The sequence below is a fragment of the Lactobacillus ultunensis DSM 16047 genome (assembly GCF_001436305.1).
Lineage (GTDB): Bacteria > Bacillota > Bacilli > Lactobacillales > Lactobacillaceae > Lactobacillus > Lactobacillus ultunensis.
In genome coordinates this window covers 102,581-128,401 of sequence record NZ_AZFO01000001.1, presented here as the reverse complement: position 1 = coordinate 128,401, position 25,821 = coordinate 102,581, and the positions used below count along the sequence as shown (strand labels likewise).

The following is a 25,821-nucleotide window of genomic DNA, read 5'->3' as shown; positions in this document are numbered from 1 at the left end:
TATTTTTGCTAGAATAATTCTAACCTCCTGCACGTGCGGCCCGTTAATAAACGAGCGATACGTCGCCGCTATATAGGGCGGACCCTGAAACTACTAGTATCGTAGTTTCAGCTCAAAGGTGATTTTCAACTGAAATTACACCACTTCTTCACACCAACCAGAAGCTCTCTGAACGCTTATTTCAATTTACTTTTCCTTATCAAAGCTATGTCATTTATCTTTGTTGTTAATAATATTAACATTTTATTTTAAATTGTCAAACTATTTTTTAATTATTTTCTCTCAGCAAAATAAAAAACGGCTTTTCAGCCGTTCCTTAAAAATATTCAACTAATAATTAATTTTCAACAATCAAGCTCTTAAGATCAGCTGATAACTTAAGTGGTGCATATTTAGCACTAACAATCTTTACAGCAGATGATCTTACATATCTCTTCTTACCAATATATACGTATCTAGTCTTACCATGCTTAACAATCATTGAAGACTTAAATTTCTTGCCATGCTTAATCTTCTTCTTGCTTGCTGCAAAGTAGATCTTCTTTGACTTTCTAGTCTTCTTATAAGCGTAATAAATTTTGGCACCTTTCTTTGACTTAGGTGTTACTACGATGTACTTTAAAGATCTATTATTATAAGCATCTTGAATAGCCTTCACATCGTTTTGAGCTTGTTGAGCAAAAGCTTCTTGAGTTGGGACAGCAGCACTAGTAGTTACTTCTGTTGATGGAATAAAAACTAAACTGTCCTGCCCATTAAGAGTTCTACTTTCAATATAATATAAAGTTATAGTGTTATTACCTTGCTTTGCAGTAGTAGACCACAAAACATTAATAGTTTGACCTGCAGTGTAATTTGAATCAATAACAGTGGATTTTTGTTGACCATTTACTTCAGCAAATGTAATTAATTTAGGATTATTATTCTTAACTGTAGCACTGACAGTTCTACGTCTTATACTAATAGTACCTTTCTTAGCATTTGAAGATTGAGTAGTAGCAGCATGAACGGGTTGACTTGCAATAACACCACTACCAGCTAAACCTGCTGAAAGCATCACAGCAGCAGCTAATGATGTAAATAATTTTTTAGTTTTCATTTTAACGCTCTCCTAATATTTAACCTTATAGTTTAATTATAACATTTTTTATTACTATTCAAGGCTTTACTTACTTGCAAACAACTGTCCAATAGTTGCCAAATCATTTGGCTTAATCGTAAAGTCACTCTTTGGATTCTTAATAATATCCTCAGCATTAATCAATGGCACAATACCTTTTTGATTGAAGTAACGCATAACTAACTCAAGTGAACTTGTTTTATAATTGTCGGCAAGTTCAGCTAATGCATCAATATCACCCTCTACTTGCATTTCTACCTGCATCTTATTTTTACGTGCCATGTTAATTAAAGTGGGATCTTCATAATTAATCTGAACTACGCTTGGTTTAACTTTAGCATTCTTCAAAAGATCAGCCAGGTCATCGCTTGTTGCATTTACTAAACCTAAAGTTTTAACCCAACCTTGGATCTTAAGTTGTTCTAGCTCTTGCCAAACTTTTTTATTGCGATCCATATCATCGCTCAATCTTAAAAGACATAGATCTGCATGATTAGAAACAATATTATGTCTAATGTTCTTGAAACTATCGCGCATCTCTTCACGCGTCTTAATTTCTTCGGATATTTGAATCTCCACATAAAGCTGCGGACTAATCTCATCTAAATTAATTTTCTTTCCTGTTGGACAATCTACTAGACGATAGCCAGCATCTACAGCTTTAGCAACACTATCTTCATTATCAGCTATTACGCCTACTTTCGGCATTAAGCTACCATCATTTAATACAACAGCTTCATCTAATAATGACATTCAAAAGCACCCCTTAGGCTAATTCTACGTAAATTTTAACTGCTTCTTTAACAGTCTGATATACAGTCGAAACATGCAAAATATGGGCTAAAAATTTTTCTTTTTCTTCTTGCGACATATCACTATCGAAGAAAACTTTAATCTGCATTTCGGTTACTACAGATTTACCATGTCCCAAGTTTTCAGTTTTAGCATAATTCTCAACACGAAAATTCTTTACATTTAATTGATGTGCCTTAATCAGCATCCCCGCAGACATTACAATGCAAGAATCAACGCTACCACACAAATATTCTACTGGGTTGGGACCGGCATCGTGCCCTTTGCCATTATCATCACAAATAAATGTATGATTACGAACCTGATTAGCAATTTGCCATTCTTTATTTTCAAGTTTAGATTTAACTAAATAATCGCTCATAAAATTGATCCTTTCTAAAAATTAATGGTAATCAATTGCATTATTCAAGCGTTTGCGCCAGATAAAGTAAACTAACAACATAAATGGAATCAATACTAATTCTACTGGGTAGAACCATTGAATTGGAAATACACTGTCAATTACCCCACTAACCATTGGACCAAAAGCCATTGCAATGTCTAAGCCCAAATAAAAAGTCGAACTAGCTAATCCTTGTTCTTCAATTGGGGCTAAAAGCAATGCAGTCGACTGCAAAACAGAATAAATAATACCGTATCCCATTGCCATACCAGCAGCAGCTAGTGCCATTTGCCAATTATTGTTCATGACTGCTAGCAAAATAATATAAGCAGTTGTTGAAAGCAAACTAATCCAGAACCAAACGCCAAATCGTACAGTATCAAAGTACCGCTTTAAGCCTATTCTGATTATGAGCAGCACTACGGCATAGATCAAGAAATATGAACCAACTGCAACGCTTAAGTGTTTTTGTTCAACATAGGTCACAATATCCGCTTGCGTAATAAAGTAAGGTGCCGCAAACAACGTAGTCAAAATAGCTACTGGTAAGACATTCATTTGAATAATCTTGAAATGCTTCTTGGGCATCTTGCCTCTATCTTTGACAATTGGCTTAGCATGATCACCTACAAACTGGATAGCGACAACCATTAATAAAGCTGAAATAGCTGAGGCTATCAGACTTTCACGATAACCAATTTTCTGATAGATATTAATAGATAAAGCTGGGGCTAATGCCATAGCCAAGGCATTCATTAAACCATAAAAGCCCATAGCTTCCCCTACATGTTGCCGTGGAACTAGAAATGCCAGCCAGGTGGTCATGCAAACAGTACAGAGAACATAACCCGTACCATTAATTAATCTAAAAAGCAGCAGCCATGCACTCGAAGGCGTGAAGACATAACCAAGTACCCCAATTAAAATTAAAACGCCACCGATAAATGATAAACGATATTTTGAAAACTTATCCGTCAGATTGCCAGCTACTGGACGTAAAAACATTGCAGCTACGCTCATAATACCCACAATAATTCCGGCAAAAGCACTACTAGCACCTAATTCTTTCGCATACCCATTTATCAATGGATTAACAAACATTGTACTAAACATAAAGAAGAAAGATGCAGCCATCACTAGGACAACATCTTTAGTATAAATTGATTTCTTTTTTGCCAAATTTATTTCCCCGATTCTTGACTCTATTGTACAACTATCCAAAAATCTATTTGGCTATTTTTAGGTTTACTCGAAAAATAATTTCATCACCATTATGACTAACACTAATTTTGCCCCGAAAGGCTTCTGTTAATTCGCGTGCCATGGCTAAACCTATACCAAAACCACCCTTCTTGGAATTATGAGATTCATCCTCACGATAAAATCGATCAAAGAAATGACTATAATCCTCATTTTTTCCTTCTTTATAAGTATTGCTTACACGAAGAATTGCATTTTTATTCAATGTACTACGGGTTAATCTTACCTGCACCTTCCCATGAGGGTCACAATACTTTCTAGCATTATCAAGCAAAATATTAACAATTTCAGTCAACGAATGTTTTTCTGCAATTACGTTAATTCCTTCACGAATAGAAACTTGGTAAACGAGGTTATTCTTCTTCATTACAGATCTAAAATCCTTCGTCGAATTTTGCACGATCTGAGAGAAATCCACCTTACTCAGAGTTATTTCACCCGTCTCGCTTGCTCGAGCTAGAGCAATCAATCTATTAATTAACTTAGTTAACTTAGCCACTTGTTCTTTGGTACTTTCATTCCATTCAGAATTATTGCCAAGCATTTCTTCCATCTCTGTATTTGCAGAAATAACAGCTAACGGAGTCTTCAATTCATGACCGGCATTGGTAATAAATTCTTGTTGTTTATGATAAGTATCAACAATTGGTTTTATTGCTTTACCAGAAACTAAAATTAAAACTATCGCAAAGATAATCAAAGCTCCAATTCCTGATGCAATAGAAACTCTAAATAATAGCCAAAACCGATTGTAAATCAGTGTTTTATTCAAAAATACAACCATTTTCTGCCCAGTGTTGCTTCTGAATACACGATAAACATATTCATTTTGCCCAGTTTTTACAGTGCCAGTTTTATTGTGATTATCTAAAGCTTGATGGGTTAAACTTCCTATTTCCGTATTCTTTAATTTGTAAACATTAGTATCATTGATTACATTTACACGGTGGCTTGGATCAACTGATACCGCAAAATAGCGATACTGATACACTGCTTCCGGATTATATCGTCCACCCAAGAAATTTCGGTTAATAAGATCATTCTGGTTGCCAAAAGCTGGTTGTGCATTATGCGGTGACAAATGACCCTCATTTTCTACTAAAACTGTCAAAACACGATTAACTTCATTCTGACTTTGTACATAAGTAATCCCTACCAAACTACCTAAAGTAATTATTAGTACTAACAATAGTGAAGCTACTGAAATTGCAATGAATTTCCAGCGAAACTTTTGAATCATGTTCTCACCTACTTAACCAACTTATATGGACCACCTTTTTGTCCTTCAATTTGTACTGAACTTTGAATTGATTGTAATTTTTGCCGTAAATAGGAGACATAGATCCAGACTACATCTGCGTTAGCATCTTCATCATTCTTCCAAACATGACTTAAGAGTTCATCAGTCGATAATTCTTTTCCTTCATTTAACAAAAAATAATTCATTAATTGTGTTTCAATTCCACTCAACCGAATAGAATTATGGCTAATTAACTCTTGTTCAGAAACGTTAAGCGAGAGATCTCCGACTTTCAATTCATTAGGTGTATAATCATCCGCACGTCTCTCTTTGGATCGAAGACGGGCTAATAACTCTTTTAATGAAAATGGTTTAGTAATATAATCATCTGCGCCACTATCTAGACCAGTTACACGATCATCAACTTCAGCTTTTGCCGTCAACATCAAGACATAGGTCTTATCTCCGCTTTTGCGAATCTCTTTAAGTGCAGTAATCCCGTCCATTACTGGCATCATGATATCTAAAATAATTACATCGTAGGAACTTTCCTTTGCGTGCTCCACAGCCTTCAATCCATTGTCTACAGGATCAACGTCATAACCTGCATGCTTCATTGCAGCCGTTAAAACTCGCAAGAGTTGGGGTTCATCTTCTGCTACTAAAATTCTCATTAACTAACTCAATCCTCTTCCCTAATCAACTGACGAATTGTCTGCATGCTTACATCACAAGAGGCAAGTTCATCAGCTACTCGCTTCAATTCTCGACCAATCATTTCAGGATTCTTTATCTGATGTTTGTATTTCATTTCATGTTCTAAACTAGCCCAAGTATCCATAGCGATCGTTCTGAGCTGAATTTCAACAAAGTAATGTCCTGGCGTATTGCCGTGCACATCCTCATCAGGTACGGTAACATCCAAAATCATATGATAAGAACGATACCCATTGGGCTTAGCATTCGTAATATAGTCTTTTTCTCTATAAACGCTCACATCATCCCAAGATTTAATGTAATCAATGCAAGTGTAAATATCGTCAATAAAATTACAGACCACGCGCAAACCAACACTATCACGATTAGAACGCAGTGCCGATTCCGGCGTTAATGGTAGATTCTTTCTTCTGCATTTATCTTCCATGCTGGCTTCACTTTTCACGCGACCACGCAAGTGTTCATAAAGCCGTTCATGGTGAGTAGTTTCATAATCTTTGTTTAACTGCTCAAACCGATCGAGCATCTTGTTAAGCAGATTATCTAACATCGGGGCATATTTTCCATAGATATTCAACATTTATCCCTTCTTTCGTTGGTCCTATTATATCAGTGCTTTTTGATTTTTCTTTGAAAATAAAGTAACACTTTTGAATTTGAGAGTAGAAAAAAGTCATAAAAATAGTTTTTAAAGATTAGAAAAGGGAGAGAATGTATTGAAATAATTCTCTCCCTTTTTATTCAAATATTATTTAAACTTTTTAATTCATCTGCACTTTAATTACTTCACCACTACCATAGCTAGTCTGTTCGCGGTGAGTTTTTAAAACCATTCTACCCTGATCATCAAAATCAACCACTTTACCTGTAATGTCCTGCTTTCCTAATTTTAAGGTAACCTTTTTACCAATTAAATTAGAAAACTGCCGATACGTAGGCAAAAAATCACCAGTTTGATATGTTTCTGTAGCTTTCACAATTGCCTTTATAACTTGTTTGCCCAATTTTTCAAAATCAAAGTCCGCCTGAATACTGCCAGCTTTCTGTTTTAGAGCTACTGGAAAATTTTGTGTAGAAATATTGATACCTATACCAACGACTAAACCATTAATCGTATTTTCAGTTAAAATACCAGCTATTTTACGATTCTTTAAATAGATATCATTAACCCATTTAACACGAAAATCACGGTTAGGGAAATTATGTTTTAGTATTTGAACAACTTTTACTGCAATAGCTGGTGTTAATAAATTTTGCTTTGCTGGGATTAATGTAAACTCAGGCAAAGCAACGCTTAAATATAGCCCTGTATTTTGTGGTGAATAAAAATTTCGCCCACTTTTACCATAACCAGCACTTTGTCCACGTGCAATAAAAGCTGCTGAGTCTTTTTGATTAAGCAGATATTCTTTAGCTAAGTCTTGGGTAGATTTAACTAGCTGATAATAGAAAAAACGCATTTATCTAAGATGGACACCCTTATCAACATAGATGACATCACCAGTAATACCGCTGGCCAAATCACTCATTAAGAATGCACAAACATTGCCCACTTCAGTTTGAGTAACATTGACGCCATCAACTGTCTCGCTTTGTGATTCTTTAAGCAAGTCAGCATGGCCCTTAATTCCTGAAACAGCCAAAGTCCTCATCGCACCGGCAGAAATAGCATTTACGCGAACTTCACCTTTTCCAAGATCACGAGCCAAATAGCGCATTCCAGATTCAAGGGCAGCTTTGGCAATACCCATAGTATTGTAATTAGGTAAAGCTCTTTCCGAACCCATATAAGTCAGAGTCACGATACTTGCCGGATTATTCAAAATCTTTGCGCCTGCTTTAGCGACTGCCAATAAAGAATAAGCAGAAACATCTAAAGCTTGACTGAACCCTGCTCTAGTAGAGTTTAAAATTGAGCCACCCAATTCTTCTTTCTTAGCAAAAGCAATCGCATGAACAATACCATCGATTTTGCCAAATCTTTTTTCTACTAATTCAAAAGCATCATCGATGCTTTGATCGCTGCTGACATCGCATTCAATTAAATGATCTTCATCATCAACAAGTTTGGAGATGAATTTCTTCAAACGATCGTTTTGATAGGTATAAATAATCTCTGCACCTTGCTTGGCCATTGCTTGAGCACATCCCCAAGCAATCGACCGATTATTGGCAACACCCATGACCAAAATCTTTTTTCCAGTTAAGAAGCCCATATTTTTCTCCTAAAATTTTCTAAAACGTTGATATCTTCGTGCTAGTAAATCTTTATCTGACATCTTTTCCAATGATTGCAATTCTTTTTGCAACCGTTGGTCAATATTAGTCAAAACCTGCTCATGATTTTCAGGCTCTGCAATTATTCCTTCAATTACTTTGCGTGCTAACAAATCCGCTGGTGTCAGCTTCATAACTTCTGCCGCCTCATCAGCTCTATTGGCATCTTTCCACATAATTGAAGCAAAACCTTCTGGCGATAAAATTGAATACATGCTATTTTCAAGCATCCAAACCTCATCACCACAAGCTAAGGCTAAAGCTCCACCAGAACCACCTTCACCATATAACACAGAAATGATTGGCGTAGCTAATTGACCCACTTGCAGTAAATCTTGGGCAATAGCTTGTCCTTGTCCATTTTCTTCGGCATCCTTACCAGGATAAGCACCTGCCGTATCTATAAAGAATAAAATAGGACGATGAAACTTAGCAGCCTGCTTAGCTAAACGCACTACTTTACGGTAGCCACATGGAGAAGGTTGACCAAAATGTTTTTGCATTCGTTCATCCAGACTATGACCTCTACTCGTAGTAATTATGGTCACCGGTTCACCATGAAAAGTAGCTATTCCTCCAACAATTGCAGGATCATCACCGCTAGCGCCATCACCATGCAATTCAAAGAAATCTGGAAAAAGGACATGACGAATCTCGTGTCCTGATATGTGACTTTCTGAACGGGCTGCTTTAACGATTTCCATTGCTGTTTTAGCCATTATTTTTGCCTCCCACCTTTAAAAGCCACGCAATTGTTTGTTTTTCAGCCTGTCTGGTAATGATTTGATCAATAAAACCATGATGCAAAACATTTTCAGCAGACTGCAAATCTGGAGCTACCTTTTGATGGATAGTTTGCTCAATGACCCTACGTCCAGCAAAACCAACCATGGCGTGAGGTTCAGCTAAAGTAATATCGCCTTGACTAGCAAAACTTGCAGTTACGCCACCGGTAGTAGGATCAGTTAACACTACCAAATAAAGCAAACCAGCTTTACTATGTTGAGCAACGCAATTTGATACCTTTGCCATCTGCATTAAAGATAAGATTCCTTCTTGCATGCGAGCACCACCTGATGCTGTAAACAAAACTACTGGCAACTTTTCCACTGTTGCTTCTTCAAACAAACGAGCTAATTTCTCACCAGTTGCTTGTCCTAAAGATCCCATAATAAAAGTTGGATCCATAATTCCTAATGCAAAAGCTACATCATTTATTCTAGCTTTACCAGTTAAAACAGATTCCTTTAATCCACTATTGGTTTCTGCTTTTTGAATTTGCTTTTGATAATTTGGAAAATGCAATGGATCACTGGGCTTAATGTCTGCATCCCATTCTTCAAAATCATCGACTAGCCATTTTAATCTTTGCTTAGCACTAATCCTAAAACCATAATTACAATTTGGACAAACAGCATATTCGTCTAACTGATTTGCAAATATCTCGACACCACATTTAGGACACTTACGAATCAAACCATCGGGAACACGATCATCTGCTTTTTTATTAGCTTTAACATGTTTTTCAGTTAAAGTGTTTTTATGCTGATAAAGTTTCATTATTCATCTGTTCCTTCCACTTAGGCAAAAAATGCTGCTCAAGATATGTATTATTGAATTTTTCAGTAGCAAAAACCGGATCATTCAAAATTGCCAAATGAAAATCTTGATTGGTTTTAATACCTCGCAGCACCATTTCTGACAACAAACGTTTCATCTTAGCAATCGCACCTGCTCGCGTTTTATCAAAAGCAACTACCTTAGCTAGCATTGAATCGTAGTAAGGTGAAATCTGTTGTCCTTGATAAAGAGCCGTATCGATCCGCATCCCTGGATTGCCGATTGGCAAATACAGATAATCGATTTTACCCACTGAAGGCATGAAATTATGAACTGGATCTTCTGCATTAATCCGGCATTCAATCGCATGTCCTTTAGCACGTAAATCTTCTTGAGTAAATGGCAATTTTTCGCCAGCAGCCACTTTAATCTGGGCTTTTACTAAATCAACACCGGTAACCATTTCGGTAACAGTATGTTCTACCTGAATACGAGTATTCATTTCCATAAAGTAGAAATGATGATCTTGATCCATTAAGAATTCAATTGTTCCTGTATTTAAATAATCCGCAGCTTCAGCGGCCTTCATTGCAATCTGGCCAAGCTTTGCTCTTTCTTCTGGGGTAATTAAATCGCAAGGACTTTCTTCCAAGACCTTTTGCTTATTTCTTTGCAAAGAACAATCACGTTCAGGGAAATAAACCGTGTTACCAAAAGAATCTCTAAAAATCTGGACTTCAATATGCTTAACATTTTGCATTACTTTTTCCAGATACATGCGATCATCACCAAAATCATTTTTAGCTTCACTTTGAGCAGAAGCTAAAGCATCCGCCATTTCTTCTGGTTTTTGAACTTGCCGAATACCTTTACCGCCACCACCAGCAGCTGCTTTTAACAAGATGGGATATCCTATCTTCTGGGCTATTTCTTTAGCTTCATCAGCAGATTTAATAAAGCCGGTGCTACCAGGGGTAACTGGTACATTATGAGCAATCATCAACTGACGAGCATGCTCTTTATTGCCCATCTGATCAATCGTTTCAGCTTTAGGTCCAATAAAAGTTAGACCACAATCAGTACACATCTTTGCAAATTCGGCACTTTCTGATAGGAAACCATAACCTGGGTGAATTGCTTCAGCTCCGGTACCCACAGCAGCTGCCAAAATATTTTTGATATTTAAATATGATTGAGCCGGTTGATTGCCACCTACACAAACTGCTTCGTCAGCTAGTTGAACATGCAAACTATTACGATCAGCAGTTGAATAAATAGCTACCGTTTTAATACCCATTTCTTTCAGAGAACGAATAATTCTAACCGCAATTTCACCACGATTTGCTACCAAAACTTTTTTAAACATTTAGTCACCTAGCCAATCATAAAAGTTAATTCTGCTTCTGCAATTACCTTGCCGTTTACGCGAGCAATGCCTTGACCTACACCAATGTTTCTTCTTATCTTAGTTAATTCGGTCGTTAAAATAATTTGATCACCAGGCTGAGCAACGCCATTAAAATGAGCAGATTGAATACCACCAAAATAGGCAGTTTTTCCCTTAAATTTATCTTCACTTAAGAGGGCCACTGCTCCTGTTTGAGCCATTGCTTCTACAATTAAAGGAGCTGGAAAAACATTTGCTTTATTTGCTTGCACGAATGGTTCATTAAAACTAACATTATGAATTGCCTCAGCCTTTTTACCTGAATCCAATTCAGTTACGCGATCAATCAAAAGCATCGGATAACGATGAGGAATAATCTTTTTAATTGCTTCAGTATTTAATTCAGTCATGATTATTCCTTAACTGTAATCAATGGTTGACCCACTTCAACTAAGTCTTCATTTTCAACGTTAATTGCACTTACGGTGCCAGTGATATCGCTTTTGATTTCAGTCATCATTTTCATGGCTTCGATAATCGCAATTGTGTCGCCTTTTTTAACGTGATCACCTACATTTACAAAAGCAGGTTCGCCAGGCTTAGATTGTAAATAAACAATGCCGACAATTGGTGCCTTAACTGGTTTCCCTTCAGGCTTTTCTTTAATGGGTGCTTGTTTTGGAGCAGACTCTTCTTTAGTCACTGTTTGTTCTTTAGTTGTATTTACTTTAACAGGCGACTTTTGATCTGCTTTATTCTTGCTCAAATAAAGGTGAAAGTTGCCTTCATCTATCTTAAGTTCGCGAATATCTGAATCTTCAAAACGATCCATTAATACTTGAATCTTATCTAAATCCATTTATTCCTCATTCCATTTCTTAAATGCTAAAACCGCATTATGCCCACCAAAACCAAAGGAATTGGAAATGGCATAATCTACAGCAGTATTTTGATTGTTAGTATTTACTAAGTTTACTTGACAAGCTGGATCTTGGTTGAAACAACCAACATTAACAGGCAACTTACCTCTTCTTAAACTGGCTACAGTTAAAACTGCTTCAATAGCACCTGCAGCACCAAGCAGGTGGCCGGTCATTCCCTTAGAAGAACTAACTAAAACTGAACTATCCTTGCCAAAAACCATGTTGATAGCTTTGCTTTCACCTGAATCATTTGCATGAGTAGCTGTACCATGAGCATTGATATAGCCAACTTGATTTGGCTTAATGTTTGCCTCATCAATAGCCATCTTCATTGCTCTGGCTGCTTCTGCACCACTAGGATCTGGGGATGTAATATGGTAGGCATCACTAGTAGTGCCATAACCAACAATTTCGCCTAAAATCTTAGCTCCGCGTTCCTGTGCATGATCTAAGCTTTCTAAAACCATCGCACCGGCACCTTCGCCTAAAACAAAACCATTTCTATCTTTATCAAAAGGTAAAGAAGCACGCTCCGGATCAGTATTGGTCGATAAAGCAGTCAAGGCAGCAAAACCAGAAATCGCTGTTTCGTTAACAGTTGCTTCTGCACCACCAGCAATCATTACTTGAGCACGACCTGCTTGAATTTGACGATAAGCTTCACCAATAGAATTAGTACCAGAAGCACAGGCGGTAACAATGGAAGTTGAAATATTCTTGGCATTAAAGCGGATTGAAACATTCCCTGCTGCCATATTAGCAATGGCCATTGGAATAAAGAAAGGAGATACGCGCCGTGGTCCCTTATCATGCATTTTGATAACTTGTTCTTGAATGGTAGTTAAACCGCCAATACCTGAACCAAAAATTACGCCTAAATCTTCTGGATGAGTATTTTGTTCATCAATGCCCGCCATTTCCATTGCTTCACCAGCTGTTTGCACAGCATATTGTGAATACAGATCCATGCGACGAGCTTCTTTTTTACCCACATAGTCAACTGGGTCAAAGTCATCAACTTCACCAGCTACTGTAATACCTGTCTTTTCTGCATCAAATTTAGAAATTGGCTTAATTCCAACTTGACCAGCTAAACTGTGATCAACAAAGTTCTTTAAGCCATTACCATTAGGAGCAATTGCTCCCATTCCAGTGATTACAACTCTTTGCATTGATTTCTCCTAAATTGTCATTCCGCCATCGACTACTACAGTTTGACCTGTTAAATAGTCATTTTGAGCCAAAAAAATAGCAGTTTGGGCTACTTCGCTCGCTTTGCCTAAACGACCGAGAGGTATCTGCTCTAAAATATTCTCTTTGACTCTATCTGAGAGTTTCTGCGTCATTTCAGTATCAATCATTCCTGGTGCAATCGCATTAACCCGAATGGACCTCATTGCACCTTCTCTAGCTAGAGTTTTGGTTAAACCAATCAATCCAGCTTTAGCAGCCGCGTAATTAGCTTGACCACTATTGCCATGCATCCCCACAATACTAGACATATTGATAATCACGCCACTGCGTTGTTTATTCATCTTCTTGATAATCCATTTGCTCAAGAAAAATGGCACTTTCAAATCAAGATTGATTACACTATCAAAATCGGCCTCTTTCATACCGATAAAGAGTTTGTCTCGATTGATTCCAGCGTTGTTAACTAGTACATCAATCTGACCATAACTATCCCATGCATCCTCGGCAAATTTTTTCAAATCCGTCTTCATTAAATCTGCTTTTAAATAGTGATAGTCAGCCTTCTCTTGGTTCAACTGCTCAACTAATTCATCTGACAATGATTCACTTCTTCCATTTAACAGAAGCTTAGCACCTGCCTGGGCAAAAGCTACTGCCATTGCAGCGCCAATTCCATGGGTTGATCCAGTAACTAAAACTACCTTATTTTTTAAATCCATTTTCCGCCTCAATAAATTGTTGGTACTTAGCTAAATCATCAATCTGATAACGGGTTAGCTTACGGTCTACTTGTTTAGCAAAACTAGAAAGAGTATGACCTGGACCAATTTCTAAAGTCGTATCAACTTGTTCATGATCCAGCAAATATTGCAGACATTCTCCAAAATGAGTTGGTACTGCCAATTGTTTTTCCATAATACTTGCCCAATCATTAGTAAAAGGTTGAGCAGTCGTATTAGAAATTACTGGTACTTTGTTCTGCTTGAAAACAACCTTCTGCAAGCGATCATGCATTTTAGCCCGGGCACCATTAAATAGTGGTGTGTGAAAAGCGCCATTTACTTTCAAACTGATGGCCTTCAGACAAGCCTTGTCTTCCCTTAATTGCTGAGCAGCTTGATCCACATCCTGCTTAACTCCTGCAATCACCAATTGTTTAGGTGAATTATAGTTAGCAATATAGACGCGTTTACCTTGTTCTTGCAGATGATCAATTGTTGCCTCGACCTTAGTCAAATCAGGACGCATCAATGCTGCCATGCCATTTTCAACCTTATCAGCATCAGCTTGCATGTAGCGGGCACGATCGCTAACCAATTTAATAGTACTTTCTAGATCAAGTGCGCCACTAGCAAACATGGCACCATATTCGCCTAAGGACAGACCAACCATCTCAGCTACTGGTAAATTGGGCAAATCCCGCATCAACATGCGGTAAATACCTGCTTCATAAGCAACTAAAGCTGGTTGAACGTTCACCGTCTTATTTAATTCACCGTTTTCATTTTTGAAAATAGCAATTAAATCTTTGCCACTAGCTTGACTAGCTGTTTCAATAGTTTCTTTAAACAAGGGATCTGCTAAAAAATCCAAACCCATTCCAGACTTTTGAGCACCTTGGCCACTAAAAAGAAGTGCAAATTTCATTATTTTTGTGCATCCATTTGCTTTTTAACAAAATCAACTAATTGACCAACGGTTTGAATACTGTCATCAGTATCTAATTCGATGTCGTACTTGTCTTCTAATTCGTTCATAATTTCAAATAAATCTAAGCTATCAGCATCTAAATCTTCCTTGATGTTGGTATCCATGGTAATCTTGTCTGGTTCAACATCTAATTCATCTTGTGCAATATCTTGAACGTCCTTTAAAATTTCTTCTTTAGTCATTTTCATACTCCTAATATTTAAAAATAATCGTGGCAGTAGTTAAGCCACCACCAAAACCACTTAAGGCAATAATGTTGCCTTTTTTAATAACTTTATTTTGTAAACATTCAGCAAGCAAAATTGCTTCGCTAGCTGCAGCGGTGTTTCCATATTTAGCAATATTTAATGGGAATTTTTCTAATGGCTGTTTTAATTTACGAGCTACTTGAGCAATAATTCGTTCATTAGCCTGATGAAGTAAAAAATAGTCGATATCATCAAGATCGAGTTGAGCCATCTCTAGAGCGGAAAGAATTGATTTCGGTACTTGATGCGTAGCAAAACGATAGACCTCACGGCCATCCATTTTAAAGGCAGTCATCCGACGTTGATTATTTAAGAAGTCAACTCTAGGTTTGGTTTCTCCAGCAGTCAATTTATTCCCTAAATCGCCAAAGGTATCTAATGCAATACCTAAAAAATGTTTTTGATCAGTTAGACTAAGCAATACTCCACCAGCACCATCGCCAAATAAAACTGCGGTTGAACGATCATGCCAATCAAGTAATTTAGAAAGGACTTCTGCACCAATAACAATCGCATGCTGATAATGATTAACCAACATCAAAGATCGAGCAATCGATAATGCATAAGAAAAGCCGGAACAAGCTGCTGAGATATCAAAAGCAACTGCATTCTTAGCAGCAATCTTGCCTTGAACAATGGCTGCCGTACTTGGCGTCATACTGTCTGGTGACATTGTTGCAACAATGATTAAATCAATTTTTTCAGCTGATAAATTAGTCTTAGTCAACAATAGCTGAGCTACTCGACTAGCTAAAGCAGAAGTATTCTCCTCACTGCTAACGTAGCGCTGCTTGATACCTGTTCTTTTACTAATCCATTCATCACTGGTATCCATAAATTGACTTATTTGATCATTGCTGATCACTCTATCTGGTACAGCAAAACTCGCACCGACAATCTCAACATCTTTCACAGTTTTTCAATCCAATCTAATGTGAATTTACAAATTTCTCTAAATTCGTAAAAGCTTGATAGATCGTCTTTAATTCATCTTCGTCAAGATTTTGAAGGAAACTTTTAACCATCATATTGTGATAAGCATGGTAGGCACGACATAGCAAGCGTCCCTTATGTGTTAATTCTAAACGAACTACTCGACGATCTTTCTGATCACGAATTCGTAATGCATAACCTTTTTTTACTAATCGATCAACAGTTGAGGTAATTGTAGCCCGAGTTAAATGAAGTTTAGTTGCAACTTGAGAAGCAGTTGGACTCTTATGCATACCAATTGCATCAATTGCATGTAACTCTTTAGGAGTCAAATCTTTGAAACGACTCTTTTTAAGCTCTTCTTCTTCAATTCGGTTGATTCCATAGTAAGTGTTGTATAATGCATCATTTATTTCTTGATATAAGTCTTTCATTGCCTTTTTCCTTTTAGTTTGATATTCGAATATTTTTCCAAACTAAATTATAGGCTAAATGTAATTTTTAAACTAAGAAAAAAGCAACTCCACACTGCAAGCTACATCGTCATTTAACATAGCTTTTGCTTCATAAATTTCACTATCTTTTTTACTAATTTTGATCTCCAATTGATCACCAGGCTTAACCATTTTACGAAAGCGTGCCTTCTTAATTTCACTAAGCTTTCCATGCCACTTAGCTCCATTAAGAACCTGAACTGCTTCAATACCAGTTTGAATAATCAAGACACCTGGCATTACTGGGTTTCCTGGAAAATGTCCAGCAAAGTAACTTTCATTGGCACTGACATTTTTCAAACCAACTAATGATTTACCTGGATCAATCTCTAAAACTTGATCAAGTAAGCTTAGTGGAGATTGATTACCCGTTAACTGCTTAATTTCAGCAGCATTTATTGTCACCTGATCCACCGCCTTATTTTGATTTACAAATAATTTGATATTCAAACTATTTGTATTTCTAATTGTATTATCTTAATTTTAATTGTCAACAAATTTATAGTTTGTATAGAATTGCTAAAAGCGTTAAACCTATCTTAAAATCAAACTTTTTCAAAAAAATAAATTTCTTGAACATAAAACAAAAAGACAATGCACAACGCATTGTCTTTCAATAAGGTTATAGATTATGATCTTTTGAGGAAATAATATTGAGGAATAGTTTTAAAAGTTAATTTGCTTACCGTTAACCAAAACTCGGTAAGTTAAATCTTTTAAGTTAGCAGTTAATTCTGCTTTATGATTTTGTTCTTTATTGATTCGAACAATATGGATTTCATTTTCATTGGGGGTAGAGATATCAATAGAACCATTTAAGTCAAATGCAGGTTCATTGTTTCTGAAAGTAAAGAGTTTTAACAAAGAAGCGACAACAGGTCGTTGAATTTCTTGTTCAACTTCTGCTTTGCTGTAATAATGACGGTTAATATTTCTCCCCTCTTTAGTTTTTTCAAGGAGCTTAATATCATTCTTGCCAGCTAACATTCCAACATAGTAGACCTGCGGAATCCCAGGAGCAAAGACCTGCAATAATCTTGCCATGAAGTATCTTTTATCGTCATCACCCAAAGCTGAATAAAAAGTAGTATTAATTTGATAAATATCCAAATTATGATATTCAGCACTTGAATACTTCTTCTTAACATTAGCACCAACTTTGTAAAGTTCTTGGCTGGTGTAATCGATCTCTTCTGGAGAAAGAATATCACGCGCATCAACTACGCCAATACCATCATGAGTATCCAAGGTAGTGAATTGCTTCATTGGACATTTCTTTAGCCAAGCTGCCAAACGATTGGATTTACCTGAATAAAGCGAATACAGAGTAACCATTGGTAGAGCAAAGTCGTAGATAAAGTAGCCATGTTTTGAAATCTTGAATGGCATAGAGTAATGCTCATGGATTTCTGGCAAAATCGTTGCTCCTTCATCAGCAATATCATCTTGTACCTGCTTAAGCAAATCCCAGATTTCTGGTTCTACAAAGAAGTCATTAGTATCTAGTTTTTTCACAGCATAAGCAAAAGCATCCAAACGAATGATATCTGCTCCGTGCTTAATTAGGCTAACCAACGTGTCCTTAATAAACTTTTGCGTAACCTTTTTGCGCACATCTAAATCGATTTGCTCAGGACCAAAAGTATTCCAAAGTTTCTCCTTGGTACCATCTGCAAAAGTAATTTCTTGATATGGAGCACGATCCTTACGCTTATAGATTAGGTCCACATCTTCTTTAGTTGGACGACCTTTTGGCCAAAACTTATCCCAACTTAAGAACATATCTGCATATGGACTTTTGTCTTTATTCTTTTGAAAATCTTCGTAATACTTAGAATGTCTCGAAATATGATTGATCATGAAATCAAACATCAGGTAATATTTCTCACCCAATTTTTCGACATCTGACCAATTACCAAATTTAGGATCGACTGTCGTGTAATCGGTTGGCGCAAAGCCACGGTCACCTGTTGAAGGAAAGAATGGCAACAGATGAATGCCACCAACCGCACCTTTTAAATCGTTTTCTAATACTTCGCTTAATTCTTGCATGTTTTTACCTAAACTATCAGGATAGGTAATCAACATTACTTTATTTTTAATTGGCATCAAAACACCTCTAGTTTATTGCTTTAAAGTGGTACATATAGGCTTTAAAGTCACCATGTTCAGCGGGATCATATAAGCCCATATTCATCAGTTCATCGCCACCATAAACTTCGTGAGTAGCTTGATCCTCGTATTGTTTATTTGGATCAAGACCAACTAATTTCGTCTTAGTTAAATATGGTTGAGCTGAAGCCATTACTTTAACTGTGCTTAATACGACTTCATTTTGATCGGCTGAAACGGTTTCCCACGCACACTGATTGCTAGTTTGAGACGACTTCAAACGATAGAACTTGCCAAACTGGGTCACTTTTCTAATCTTTTTGTATTCAGCAACCTGCTTAGCCACCGCTTCACGGTCTTCCTGGCTTAACTTAGTTAAGTCAAGTTCATAACCAAGATCGCCCCACATTGCTACTATGCCACGAGTATTGAATGGAGTAATTCGACCGTTTTGTTCATTAGGACTAACTGATACGTGTGAAGTCATCATTGATTGCGGATAAACCAAACTCGTACCATATTGAATGGTTAAACGATCAATGGCGTCACTATCATCACTAGCCCAAATTTGTGGATCATAGTAAGCCATACCGGCATCAAAACGACCACCGCCACCAGAACAGCCTTCAATTAAGAGGTCTGGATGAGCATCAACAATTCTTTCCAGTAAGTCATAAAGACCTAGAACATAACGATGGTAAACTTCTCCTTGTCGATTTGCTGGTAAATCTGCTTCATAGATATCAGACAAGTGACGATTCATATCCCATTTGATGTAATCAATCTTGCCCGATCCTAAAATTTTTTCCATCTGATTAAAAATATTATCACGTACTTCTTTACGACCTAAATCAAGTAAATACTGATTTCTTGATGGACTAGGATTTCTACCAGGAACATGCATCAAATAATCAGGATGATTCTTGTAAAGATCAGAATCATATGAAATCATTTCAGGTTCAAACCACAAACCAAATTTCAAGCCTTGCTCATGAACATAATCAACAAAATGATCTAATCCTCTAGGGAACTTTTTTGCAAATACTTTCCAGTCACCTAATGAAGAATTGTCATCATCACGGTGACCGAACCAACCATCATCAAGAACGAACATCTCAATGCCTAATTTCTTGGCATCATCAACAATGGTCTTTAATTTATCTTCATTGAAATCAAAGTAAGTTGCTTCCCAGTTGTTCACTACAATTGGACGAATTTCATTCTTATACTTGCTACGAATAATTCGATCATGAATCAAGCTATGAAAGGCTTGACTCATTTTATTTAAACCTTGATCTGAGTAAACCATTAAGACTTCAGGAGTTTGAAATGCATCCCCTGCATTCAACTGCCAATTAAAGTTAAAGTCATTAATTCCAACGTTTACATGAGTTTGCGCAAATTGATCTTTTTCGACTTCAAACTTATGGTTACCAGAATATACAAAGGCAAAACCATATGCGTCCCCTTGGAATTCATCCGTATCAGGATCAACTAGAGCCAAGAATGGATTCATTTGATGACTTGAAGTACCACGATGACTTGAAAAGACATGGATACCTTGATGAATCTTACTACGATCCACTCTTCGTTCATGCGCATGTGCACCAGGCAAAGTAATTGATTCAAAATTACGATCTACAAAGTCGATTTGCATAGAAGCAACTTTTTCAAGATTAACCGTTTCCTTACCTGCATTCTTCACTTTTACTGAGCGAACAATAACTGGACGATCACGATAAATAGTGTAGAGCAAATCAAAGTTCAACTCAGTTTTCTTATCTTCAAGAGTAACAATTAGAGTCTGAGCTTCACTTTTATCTTTTACCCACGAATGAGGCAATCCCTTTAAATCTGGCTTACCATCTTCAATCCGGTAATTCTTGTAAGTTAAAAACAAAGCATTAGAGCCATCAGCTTGCCGTACTACAGCAGCTGGAGTGTGATAATCCATTTCACCAGCCGTACTATATTCTTTAGGCAAAGAATCTCTTGAAAATGTTCTATCAAGTGATCCTGGCAAATTACCAGAGAAGCCGCGATCAAGACGTGGATAGCGTAATTGATTATGGTAATTATTCACTTTTTTGCCAAAATACAAATGGCAAAGCGTACCACCATCTTCTACTGAAAGAAGGTATGAAATTTGATCATTGTGTAGATGAAAAACTTTGTTTTTTTCATCAAAAGTGATTAATTCTTGTTTCATTTAACAAATTCCTTAATTTTCAACTGCCTTTTGTGTTTCAGGATCAAAGAAGTGAGATTTATTCATTTCAAAGCCCATTCTTACTTTGGCACCAGGCTTAGTAAAGTCACGAGCGTCTACCTTTGAAACTAATTCAGTATTGCCAACCTTGCAATAAAGTTGTGTCTCAGCACCTAAAAGTTCAGAAACAATAACTTTAGCTTCAACAACTTACTCTGGGAAGCTTTCCAAGAATACTTCCTCTGTGTGAACGTCTTCTGGACGAATACCAAAAATTAATTCTTTACCATCGTATCCTTTATCTTTCAAAACTTTTAATTTACCTTCTGGAACTGGAATTTCAAAGTCATGATTTTCCTTGTCGATAATCTTTCCATCCTTCAAGATAACATGGAAGAAGTTCATCGCAGGTGATCCAATAAAGCCAGCTACAAAGACATTTGCAGGCTTGTTATAAACTTCCATTGGCGTACCAACTTGTTGTTGAATACCATCTTTAATAATGACAATTCTATCGGCCAAAGTCATAGCTTCAGTTTGATCGTGAGTAACATAAATAGTAGTTGTCTTTAATTGTTGATGTAATTTAGCAATTTCCGCACGCATTGTAACACGTAATTTAGCGTCCAAGTTTGATAAAGGCTCATCCATTAGGAAGATAGGAGCGTCACGGACAATTGCACGTCCTAAGGCAACACGCTGACGTTGACCACCTGATAAAGCTGCAGGTTTACGTTTCAAATACTGAGAAAGGCCTAAAATTTTAGCAGCTTTTTGTACCTTTTTATCAATTTCTTCTTTAGGAACCTTTCTCAACTTTAACCCGAAGGCCATGTTGTCATAAACAGTCATGTGAGGATATAAAGCATAGTTTTGGAAGACCATCGCAATATCACGATTTTTAGGTGCAACGTCATTCATGACTTTTCCACCAATCTTCAATGTACCTTTGGAAATATCTTCCAAACCAGCGATCATTCTTAAAGTAGTTGACTTACCACAACCAGATGGACCAACAAAGACGATAAATTCTTCATCTTTGATATGCAAATTAAAGTCAGTTACCGAATAATTATCGTTACCTTCATATTTCTTATAAACGTGATCTAAATCTACTTTAACCATTTTCTTCTCTACCTCATTTTTCTCAATTACTTAACAGCACCGTTACTCATACCGGCAATAATATTCTTTTGGAAGATCAAGTACACAATTGTAATTGTGATAATTCCAACTACGTATGATGCGAAACTTGGACCATAGTCATTGAAGTATTGACCAGTGTAGTTGTATTGGAACAATGGCAAAGTCCACATCTTTGAATCTCTGTTTAAAATCAACAATGGAAGCATAAAGTCGTTCCAGAACCACATAGCATTAATAATTAATGTAGTTGCGTGCATTGGTTTTAACAATGGGAAGATGATTTTAAAGTAAGCAGTAATCTTGTTAGCACCATCAATTTCGGCAGCTTCATCCAAACTTTCAGGAACACTTTGTTTAATATAGCTGACATAAAGGAATAATGTTTGAGGTACAGCGTAAGTTAAATACAAGATGATTAGTCCCCACATGTTAGCCAAACCAAGTTTACTCATCATTACTGTGATTGGAATCATAATTACTTGGAAAGGAACAAAGATACCGATGATTAATAAGATGTACATCCAGTTATATGCTGTCTTTTTGGACATATTTCTTGCAATGGAATATGCGGCCATTGGTACAAAAATCATTACCAAAACAATAGATAAAACTGTAATGATAATTGAATTACCGAAATAACTCATTACTCCATCGGCAAACAATCTTTGGAAGTTTGCAGTGGTCCAAGGATTAGGCCATGCAAAGAAATGTTCCATGATTTGTTTAGTTGTCTTAAATGAACTTAAAAATGTGTAAAGTAATGGGATTAAAATTAAGATTCCACCGACAATCAGTAAAGCATAATCCCAAAATTTCTTTGATTTGTTTTCTTTTTCCATTTTGTATACTCCTCTTATTCAACGGCATACTTATTAGAAATTTTGATTTGGATAAATGAAACAATTGCAATCAAAAGGAATAATACAATCGCAATCGCGTTAGCATAACCAAATGAGTTATTGTTAAAGGCATAGTTGTAAACCAATAAACCTAATGAAGTAGTTGAGTTGTTTGGTCCACCAGCCGTCATTGCAAAGATTTGGTCGAAAGCAGTTAAACCTGATTTAAGAGCTAAGATAAAGACCATTGAAATACTTGGCAACATATAAGGAAGTTCAATTTTCCAAAAGATTTGACGACTATTAGCACCATCAACTTCTGCAGCTTCTTTAATTTCATCTGGAATACTTTGTAAACCAGCTAAGAAAATAATGATTGGCATAGCTACGCCTTGCCAGAGGAGGACGAAAATTGTAGCAATTATTGCTCCAGTATCAGTACCTAACAAACTTGTTTGCAACCATGAAATATGAAGTGCATTACCAATTGCTGGCAAACCATAGTTGAAAACTTGTTTAAAAATCAAAGCAACTGTCAAACCTGACAAAACTGCTGGGAAGAAGAACCATGCTCTAAAAAAGGTTTGGCCTTTAATTTTAGAATTTAAAGCACGAGCTACCAGAATACCAATAACAATTTCACCAACAATTAAGCAGATCGTTAATATTAAAGTAAAACCAATTGACTTGGCAAAATTCTGATCCATGAATAACAATTTGTAGTTATTCAAGCCAACAAATTTGTAATTGTAAGTTAAACCAGTCCAATTAGTAAAGCTGTAGAACGCACCTTGAACTAATGGAAAGTAGAAGAAGATGAGTTGCAGAATAATCGGGACGATTAAAAATAGCCAACCCCAATATTTTTCAATAAAATTTTTCGATTTCATTTTTGCATCCCCCTAATTAGAAGCCTTCATTGGGTTAAAGAACGTATTCATATCATTAACCATTTGTTGCTTATTACCTGTCATTAAGTAACTTGCAGTCAAATTAAAGAAATCATTTTCACTAGTCCAGTCTTGAGCAAGCCAGACCATGTCGTGTTTCGTAAATGCTAAACTTGATAAGCCGCCTAATTGAGAATCAAGTCCCTTTTGTTTAACCCCTTTAACCGCAACAGGACTTCCATCAACGTCATAATATTTCTGCATAGCAGCAGGTGTTGTCATATAAGCAACAAATTTTTCAGCGGCTTTCTTATGCTTACTCTTTGAAGAAATTGATAAAGCTAAGTCACCTGAACCAACTGTCATTTCATGACCTGCTTTAGCAGCTGGAAAAGCAAAAGTTCTAACTTCAAATTTAGGTTTTTGTTGATTAATCATTGGTAAAGCCCAAGAACCATTTGGCATAATTAGACTTTGACCATTTGCAAATGAAACAACTGCGTCATTGTAACTAGCACCACGCCAATTGTTTTGAGCATTTTCACGCAATAAATTCAAACGCGTAAAATCTTTTTGAATATACGGATTATTAACCTTAATTCCATTTGGAGCTGAGAATCTGAGCAACTTGTTAGCTTGTTTTGCACCGCCAGTAACAGTTGCAAGAGATAATTGATGATAACCATTCAAAGTCCATGGTTCAGTTCCTGCTACTGCGAACGGTGCCTTACCACTTGCCTTAATCTTCTTAACTGCTTGCTTAAATTGATCCCAAGTTTTTGGTGGCTTAATACCTAACTTCTTAAATTCAGTAGCGTTATAGAAGAAGCCATAGACATTTGCACTAAGTGGTGCATTATAGATTTTGCCGTTAACTTTGAATGAATCCGCATAATTATTCTTAATGTTTTTAATATATGGTGCATGAGTCATATCTTCAAAATAACCAGCTTTAGCCCACTCTTGGAAATCAATATTTTGTGGGTAAATATTAATAACATCAGGAACATCACCAGATAAAATTCTAGTTTTTAGTACCGTACCAGCATTTGGTACATCTACTTCTTTTACATGAATGTCGGGATTCTTTTTCTCAAAATCTTTAATAATTGATTTCAAAGTACTCGACATTTCTTTCTTTTGGTTGAAATACTCAATAGTAACTTTTTTACCAGAATTACTATCTTGCTTTCCACAAGCTGAAAGACTTACAGCTGCTACAATAGCAGCTCCGATAAGAGCGGCCTTTTTCAGCCAACCTTTCATATAAATCACTCCTCAATAACCAATAATTGTTAAATTTTTCTCCTAAGCCCTCTTTAAGCGCTTTCATTGTTTACATTAATTATTATTGACTATTTAAGAACAGCAAACCATAGTATTTTTATTAACATTCTTATCATTTTGCTTAATATTCATTTTGACATGTAGGATAATAAAAGTGCCTTATTGTCGCTAATCCTTAAGAGTGATAAAATACATGGTGACATGTAAAACATGATATTTTTTTCACGGGAGAACAAGAATGAATGGTGAATATAAAACTCTAAATGATATTAGCTTAGAAAGTAATGTGCTCTTTTTTGGTAAAGAAAGTTGTTTACCAAATTACTACTTCACAGGAAATAATGTTAGAAAAAATTATGTTATTCACTATATTCTCAAAGGTAAAGGCGTTTTTTCTTCCGCAAATCATGAAGCTGTTCAGTTAAAAGCAGGAGATATATTTATACTTCCTAAGGGCGTACCCTGTTTTTATCAAGCTGATGGCAAAGAACCCTGGACATATTTTTGGATTGGACTATCTGGTTTAAAAATAGCTACGATGTTATCAGGATCCGTCTTATCTTCTAAGCATTACTTAAGACAGGTACAGAATTCTAATTTTTGTAAGAGTCTAAATAAGCTCTTTGAAGCCGTCCATAACCCTAATGTTTTAACTAATGACTTATTGACAGAATCTTTAATTTATCAAACTTTTTATTACCTTGACACAGAATATCCTATCAAGAAGAAAAAGAAGCATCTTGCCAACTCAGAGCAATTAAAAATAGCTCTCAATTATTTACATGATAATTATGATGATCATAATTGTTCGATTGCATCTCTTTGCAATAAACTCGATGTTTCTCGTAGTTATTTATATAATCTTTTTAAAAGTGGATTTAACACCTCTCCGCAACAGTTTTTAATTAAAATTCGAATGGAAGAAGCTAAAAATCGTTTAAAAAATAGCCAAAATTCCGTTCAAGAAATTTCAGCTTCAGTTGGATATATTGATGAATTTACTTTTTCAAAAGCCTTTAAAAAGTATTCTGGTTTTAGTCCTAAAGTTTTTCGACAAATGAACACTAAATAACACAAAAA

The 25,821-nt window shown here is 36.2% G+C and carries 27 protein-coding genes, 1 pseudogene and 1 other annotated feature (1 of these 29 running past the window's edge); of the genes and pseudogenes, 1 reads left to right on the top strand and 27 read right to left on the bottom strand.

The window, feature by feature from the left end; genetic code table 11:
- Positions 1–212: a binding site (T-box leader), on the bottom strand (it extends 28 nt beyond the left edge of the window).
- 125 nt (positions 213–337) lie between these two features.
- The 27 genes and pseudogenes from FC57_RS00620 to FC57_RS00490 all read right to left on the bottom strand — a co-directional run bounded on the left by FC57_RS00620 (position 338) and on the right by FC57_RS00490 (position 24,720).
- Positions 338–1,099 carry a hypothetical protein gene (locus FC57_RS00620; RefSeq protein WP_007126453.1) on the bottom strand — a complete coding sequence of 254 codons (762 nt, stop codon included), beginning with the start codon at positions 1,097–1,099 and terminating at the stop codon, positions 338–340.
- Between the two features lie 66 nt (positions 1,100–1,165).
- The gene (locus FC57_RS00615; RefSeq protein WP_007126454.1) at positions 1,166–1,873 is read right to left on the bottom strand and encodes an aldo/keto reductase; all 708 of its coding nucleotides are present in this window, start codon (positions 1,871–1,873) and stop codon (positions 1,166–1,168) included.
- Positions 1,874–1,886: 13 nt separating this feature from the next.
- Positions 1,887–2,294, bottom strand: coding sequence for an OsmC family protein (locus FC57_RS00610; protein ID WP_007126455.1), 408 nt, complete (start codon positions 2,292–2,294; stop codon positions 1,887–1,889).
- Positions 2,295–2,315: 21 nt separating this feature from the next.
- Complete coding sequence (locus FC57_RS00605; protein ID WP_040529764.1) at positions 2,316–3,494, bottom strand: MFS transporter; 1,179 nt, start codon at positions 3,492–3,494, stop codon at positions 2,316–2,318.
- A 46-nt stretch (positions 3,495–3,540) separates the two neighbouring features.
- A complete protein-coding gene (locus tag FC57_RS00600) occupies positions 3,541–4,815 on the bottom strand; it encodes a sensor histidine kinase (RefSeq protein ID WP_007126457.1) in 1,275 nt (424 codons plus the stop codon).
- An 8-nt stretch (positions 4,816–4,823) separates the two neighbouring features.
- Entirely contained in the window at positions 4,824–5,489 is a 666-nt protein-coding gene (locus FC57_RS00595) for a response regulator transcription factor (RefSeq protein ID WP_007126458.1), read from the bottom strand.
- An 8-nt stretch (positions 5,490–5,497) separates the two neighbouring features.
- Positions 5,498–6,109 (bottom strand): GTP pyrophosphokinase, encoded by a 612-nt coding sequence (locus tag FC57_RS00590; protein WP_187364790.1) that lies wholly within the window; start codon positions 6,107–6,109, stop codon positions 5,498–5,500.
- 184 nt (positions 6,110–6,293) lie between these two features.
- Positions 6,294–6,992: a biotin--[acetyl-CoA-carboxylase] ligase gene (locus tag FC57_RS00585; protein WP_007126460.1), complete on the bottom strand. Its 699-nt coding sequence runs from the start codon at positions 6,990–6,992 to the stop codon at positions 6,294–6,296.
- Entirely contained in the window at positions 6,993–7,748 is a 756-nt protein-coding gene (gene fabI, locus FC57_RS00580; RefSeq protein ID WP_007126461.1) for an enoyl-ACP reductase FabI, read from the bottom strand.
- A 9-nt stretch (positions 7,749–7,757) separates the two neighbouring features.
- Positions 7,758–8,528, bottom strand: a complete 771-nt coding sequence (gene accA / locus FC57_RS00575; protein ID WP_007126462.1) for an acetyl-CoA carboxylase carboxyltransferase subunit alpha — start codon at positions 8,526–8,528, stop codon at positions 7,758–7,760.
- Positions 8,521–9,369, bottom strand: a complete 849-nt coding sequence (locus FC57_RS00570) for an acetyl-CoA carboxylase carboxyltransferase subunit beta (protein ID WP_007126463.1) — start codon at positions 9,367–9,369, stop codon at positions 8,521–8,523. The genes accA and FC57_RS00570 overlap by 8 nt, the downstream gene beginning before the upstream one ends.
- Positions 9,350–10,735 (bottom strand): acetyl-CoA carboxylase biotin carboxylase subunit, encoded by a 1,386-nt coding sequence (accC, locus tag FC57_RS00565; protein ID WP_007126464.1) that lies wholly within the window; start codon positions 10,733–10,735, stop codon positions 9,350–9,352. The genes FC57_RS00570 and accC overlap by 20 nt, the downstream gene beginning before the upstream one ends.
- 8 nt (positions 10,736–10,743) lie before the next feature.
- Positions 10,744–11,166 (bottom strand): 3-hydroxyacyl-ACP dehydratase FabZ, encoded by a 423-nt coding sequence (gene fabZ, locus FC57_RS00560; protein ID WP_007126465.1) that lies wholly within the window; start codon positions 11,164–11,166, stop codon positions 10,744–10,746.
- Between the two features lie 2 nt (positions 11,167–11,168).
- A complete protein-coding gene (accB, locus tag FC57_RS00555) occupies positions 11,169–11,615 on the bottom strand; it encodes an acetyl-CoA carboxylase biotin carboxyl carrier protein (protein WP_007126466.1) in 447 nt (148 codons plus the stop codon).
- Positions 11,616–12,851 carry a beta-ketoacyl-ACP synthase II gene (gene fabF, locus FC57_RS00550; protein ID WP_007126467.1) on the bottom strand — a complete coding sequence of 412 codons (1,236 nt, stop codon included), beginning with the start codon at positions 12,849–12,851 and terminating at the stop codon, positions 11,616–11,618.
- Between the two features lie 9 nt (positions 12,852–12,860).
- Positions 12,861–13,592 (bottom strand): 3-oxoacyl-ACP reductase family protein, encoded by a 732-nt coding sequence (locus tag FC57_RS00545; protein ID WP_007126468.1) that lies wholly within the window; start codon positions 13,590–13,592, stop codon positions 12,861–12,863.
- Entirely contained in the window at positions 13,576–14,520 is a 945-nt protein-coding gene (locus FC57_RS00540) for an ACP S-malonyltransferase (protein ID WP_007126469.1), read from the bottom strand. Before FC57_RS00540 ends, FC57_RS00545 begins: the two co-directional genes overlap by 17 nt.
- Positions 14,520–14,765 (bottom strand): acyl carrier protein, encoded by a 246-nt coding sequence (locus tag FC57_RS00535; RefSeq protein WP_040529767.1) that lies wholly within the window; start codon positions 14,763–14,765, stop codon positions 14,520–14,522. The genes FC57_RS00540 and FC57_RS00535 overlap by 1 nt, the downstream gene beginning before the upstream one ends.
- 10 nt (positions 14,766–14,775) lie before the next feature.
- Positions 14,776–15,744: a beta-ketoacyl-ACP synthase III gene (locus FC57_RS00530; protein ID WP_007126471.1), complete on the bottom strand. Its 969-nt coding sequence runs from the start codon at positions 15,742–15,744 to the stop codon at positions 14,776–14,778.
- A gap of 16 nt (positions 15,745–15,760) precedes the next feature.
- Entirely contained in the window at positions 15,761–16,198 is a 438-nt protein-coding gene (locus FC57_RS00525) for a MarR family winged helix-turn-helix transcriptional regulator (protein WP_007126472.1), read from the bottom strand.
- 72 nt (positions 16,199–16,270) lie between these two features.
- Positions 16,271–16,663, bottom strand: a complete 393-nt coding sequence (locus FC57_RS00520) for an ApeI family dehydratase (RefSeq protein ID WP_052536209.1) — start codon at positions 16,661–16,663, stop codon at positions 16,271–16,273.
- Between the two features lie 261 nt (positions 16,664–16,924).
- Positions 16,925–18,367: a sucrose phosphorylase gene (gene gtfA, locus FC57_RS00515; RefSeq protein WP_007126474.1), complete on the bottom strand. Its 1,443-nt coding sequence runs from the start codon at positions 18,365–18,367 to the stop codon at positions 16,925–16,927.
- Between the two features lie 10 nt (positions 18,368–18,377).
- The gene (locus FC57_RS00510; RefSeq protein WP_007126475.1) at positions 18,378–20,579 is read right to left on the bottom strand and encodes an alpha-galactosidase; all 2,202 of its coding nucleotides are present in this window, start codon (positions 20,577–20,579) and stop codon (positions 18,378–18,380) included.
- Between the two features lie 12 nt (positions 20,580–20,591).
- Positions 20,592–21,704 (bottom strand): annotated as a pseudogene (locus FC57_RS00505) (ABC transporter ATP-binding protein).
- 26 nt (positions 21,705–21,730) lie between these two features.
- Positions 21,731–22,564, bottom strand: coding sequence for a carbohydrate ABC transporter permease (locus tag FC57_RS00500; protein WP_007126477.1), 834 nt, complete (start codon positions 22,562–22,564; stop codon positions 21,731–21,733).
- Positions 22,565–22,578: 14 nt separating this feature from the next.
- Positions 22,579–23,454, bottom strand: coding sequence for a carbohydrate ABC transporter permease (locus tag FC57_RS00495; protein WP_007126478.1), 876 nt, complete (start codon positions 23,452–23,454; stop codon positions 22,579–22,581).
- A 12-nt stretch (positions 23,455–23,466) separates the two neighbouring features.
- Entirely contained in the window at positions 23,467–24,720 is a 1,254-nt protein-coding gene (locus FC57_RS00490) for an extracellular solute-binding protein (RefSeq protein ID WP_007126479.1), read from the bottom strand.
- A gap of 259 nt (positions 24,721–24,979) precedes the next feature.
- Between FC57_RS00490 and FC57_RS00485 the strand changes: the two genes are divergently transcribed.
- Positions 24,980–25,813: an AraC family transcriptional regulator gene (locus FC57_RS00485; RefSeq protein ID WP_007126480.1), complete on the top strand. Its 834-nt coding sequence runs from the start codon at positions 24,980–24,982 to the stop codon at positions 25,811–25,813.
- Positions 25,814–25,821: the final 8 nt, after the last annotated feature.

What these genes read in the sequence shown, in the direction of transcription:
- FC57_RS00545 (WP_007126468.1), bottom strand. Translation starts at nt 13,592, where the DNA reads ATGGATTTAAAAAATAAGGTAGTTTTAGTTACTGGATCAACCCATGGA.
- FC57_RS00490 (WP_007126479.1), bottom strand. Translation starts at nt 24,720, where the DNA reads ATGAAAGGTTGGCTGAAAAAGGCCGCTCTTATCGGAGCTGCTATTGTA.
- FC57_RS00495 (WP_007126478.1), bottom strand. Translation starts at nt 23,454, where the DNA reads ATGAAATCGAAAAATTTTATTGAAAAATATTGGGGTTGGCTATTTTTA.
- FC57_RS00610 (WP_007126455.1), bottom strand. Translation starts at nt 2,294, where the DNA reads ATGAGCGATTATTTAGTTAAATCTAAACTTGAAAATAAAGAATGGCAA.
- accA (WP_007126462.1), bottom strand. Translation starts at nt 8,528, where the DNA reads ATGGCTAAAACAGCAATGGAAATCGTTAAAGCAGCCCGTTCAGAAAGT.
- FC57_RS00585 (WP_007126460.1), bottom strand. Translation starts at nt 6,992, where the DNA reads ATGCGTTTTTTCTATTATCAGCTAGTTAAATCTACCCAAGACTTAGCT.
- FC57_RS00500 (WP_007126477.1), bottom strand. Translation starts at nt 22,564, where the DNA reads ATGGAAAAAGAAAACAAATCAAAGAAATTTTGGGATTATGCTTTACTG.
- FC57_RS00570 (WP_007126463.1), bottom strand. Translation starts at nt 9,369, where the DNA reads ATGAAACTTTATCAGCATAAAAACACTTTAACTGAAAAACATGTTAAA.
- FC57_RS00595 (WP_007126458.1), bottom strand. Translation starts at nt 5,489, where the DNA reads ATGAGAATTTTAGTAGCAGAAGATGAACCCCAACTCTTGCGAGTTTTA.
- FC57_RS00620 (WP_007126453.1), bottom strand. Translation starts at nt 1,099, where the DNA reads ATGAAAACTAAAAAATTATTTACATCATTAGCTGCTGCTGTGATGCTT.
- FC57_RS00525 (WP_007126472.1), bottom strand. Translation starts at nt 16,198, where the DNA reads ATGAAAGACTTATATCAAGAAATAAATGATGCATTATACAACACTTAC.
- accC (WP_007126464.1), bottom strand. Translation starts at nt 10,735, where the DNA reads ATGTTTAAAAAAGTTTTGGTAGCAAATCGTGGTGAAATTGCGGTTAGA.
- accB (WP_007126466.1), bottom strand. Translation starts at nt 11,615, where the DNA reads ATGGATTTAGATAAGATTCAAGTATTAATGGATCGTTTTGAAGATTCA.
- FC57_RS00615 (WP_007126454.1), bottom strand. Translation starts at nt 1,873, where the DNA reads ATGTCATTATTAGATGAAGCTGTTGTATTAAATGATGGTAGCTTAATG.
- fabF (WP_007126467.1), bottom strand. Translation starts at nt 12,851, where the DNA reads ATGCAAAGAGTTGTAATCACTGGAATGGGAGCAATTGCTCCTAATGGT.
- fabI (WP_007126461.1), bottom strand. Translation starts at nt 7,748, where the DNA reads ATGGGCTTCTTAACTGGAAAAAAGATTTTGGTCATGGGTGTTGCCAAT.
- fabZ (WP_007126465.1), bottom strand. Translation starts at nt 11,166, where the DNA reads ATGACTGAATTAAATACTGAAGCAATTAAAAAGATTATTCCTCATCGT.
- FC57_RS00485 (WP_007126480.1), top strand. Translation starts at nt 24,980, where the DNA reads ATGAATGGTGAATATAAAACTCTAAATGATATTAGCTTAGAAAGTAAT.
- gtfA (WP_007126474.1), bottom strand. Translation starts at nt 18,367, where the DNA reads ATGCCAATTAAAAATAAAGTAATGTTGATTACCTATCCTGATAGTTTA.
- FC57_RS00535 (WP_040529767.1), bottom strand. Translation starts at nt 14,765, where the DNA reads ATGACTAAAGAAGAAATTTTAAAGGACGTTCAAGATATTGCACAAGAT.
- FC57_RS00510 (WP_007126475.1), bottom strand. Translation starts at nt 20,579, where the DNA reads ATGAAACAAGAATTAATCACTTTTGATGAAAAAAACAAAGTTTTTCAT.
- FC57_RS00600 (WP_007126457.1), bottom strand. Translation starts at nt 4,815, where the DNA reads ATGATTCAAAAGTTTCGCTGGAAATTCATTGCAATTTCAGTAGCTTCA.
- FC57_RS00540 (WP_007126469.1), bottom strand. Translation starts at nt 14,520, where the DNA reads ATGAAATTTGCACTTCTTTTTAGTGGCCAAGGTGCTCAAAAGTCTGGA.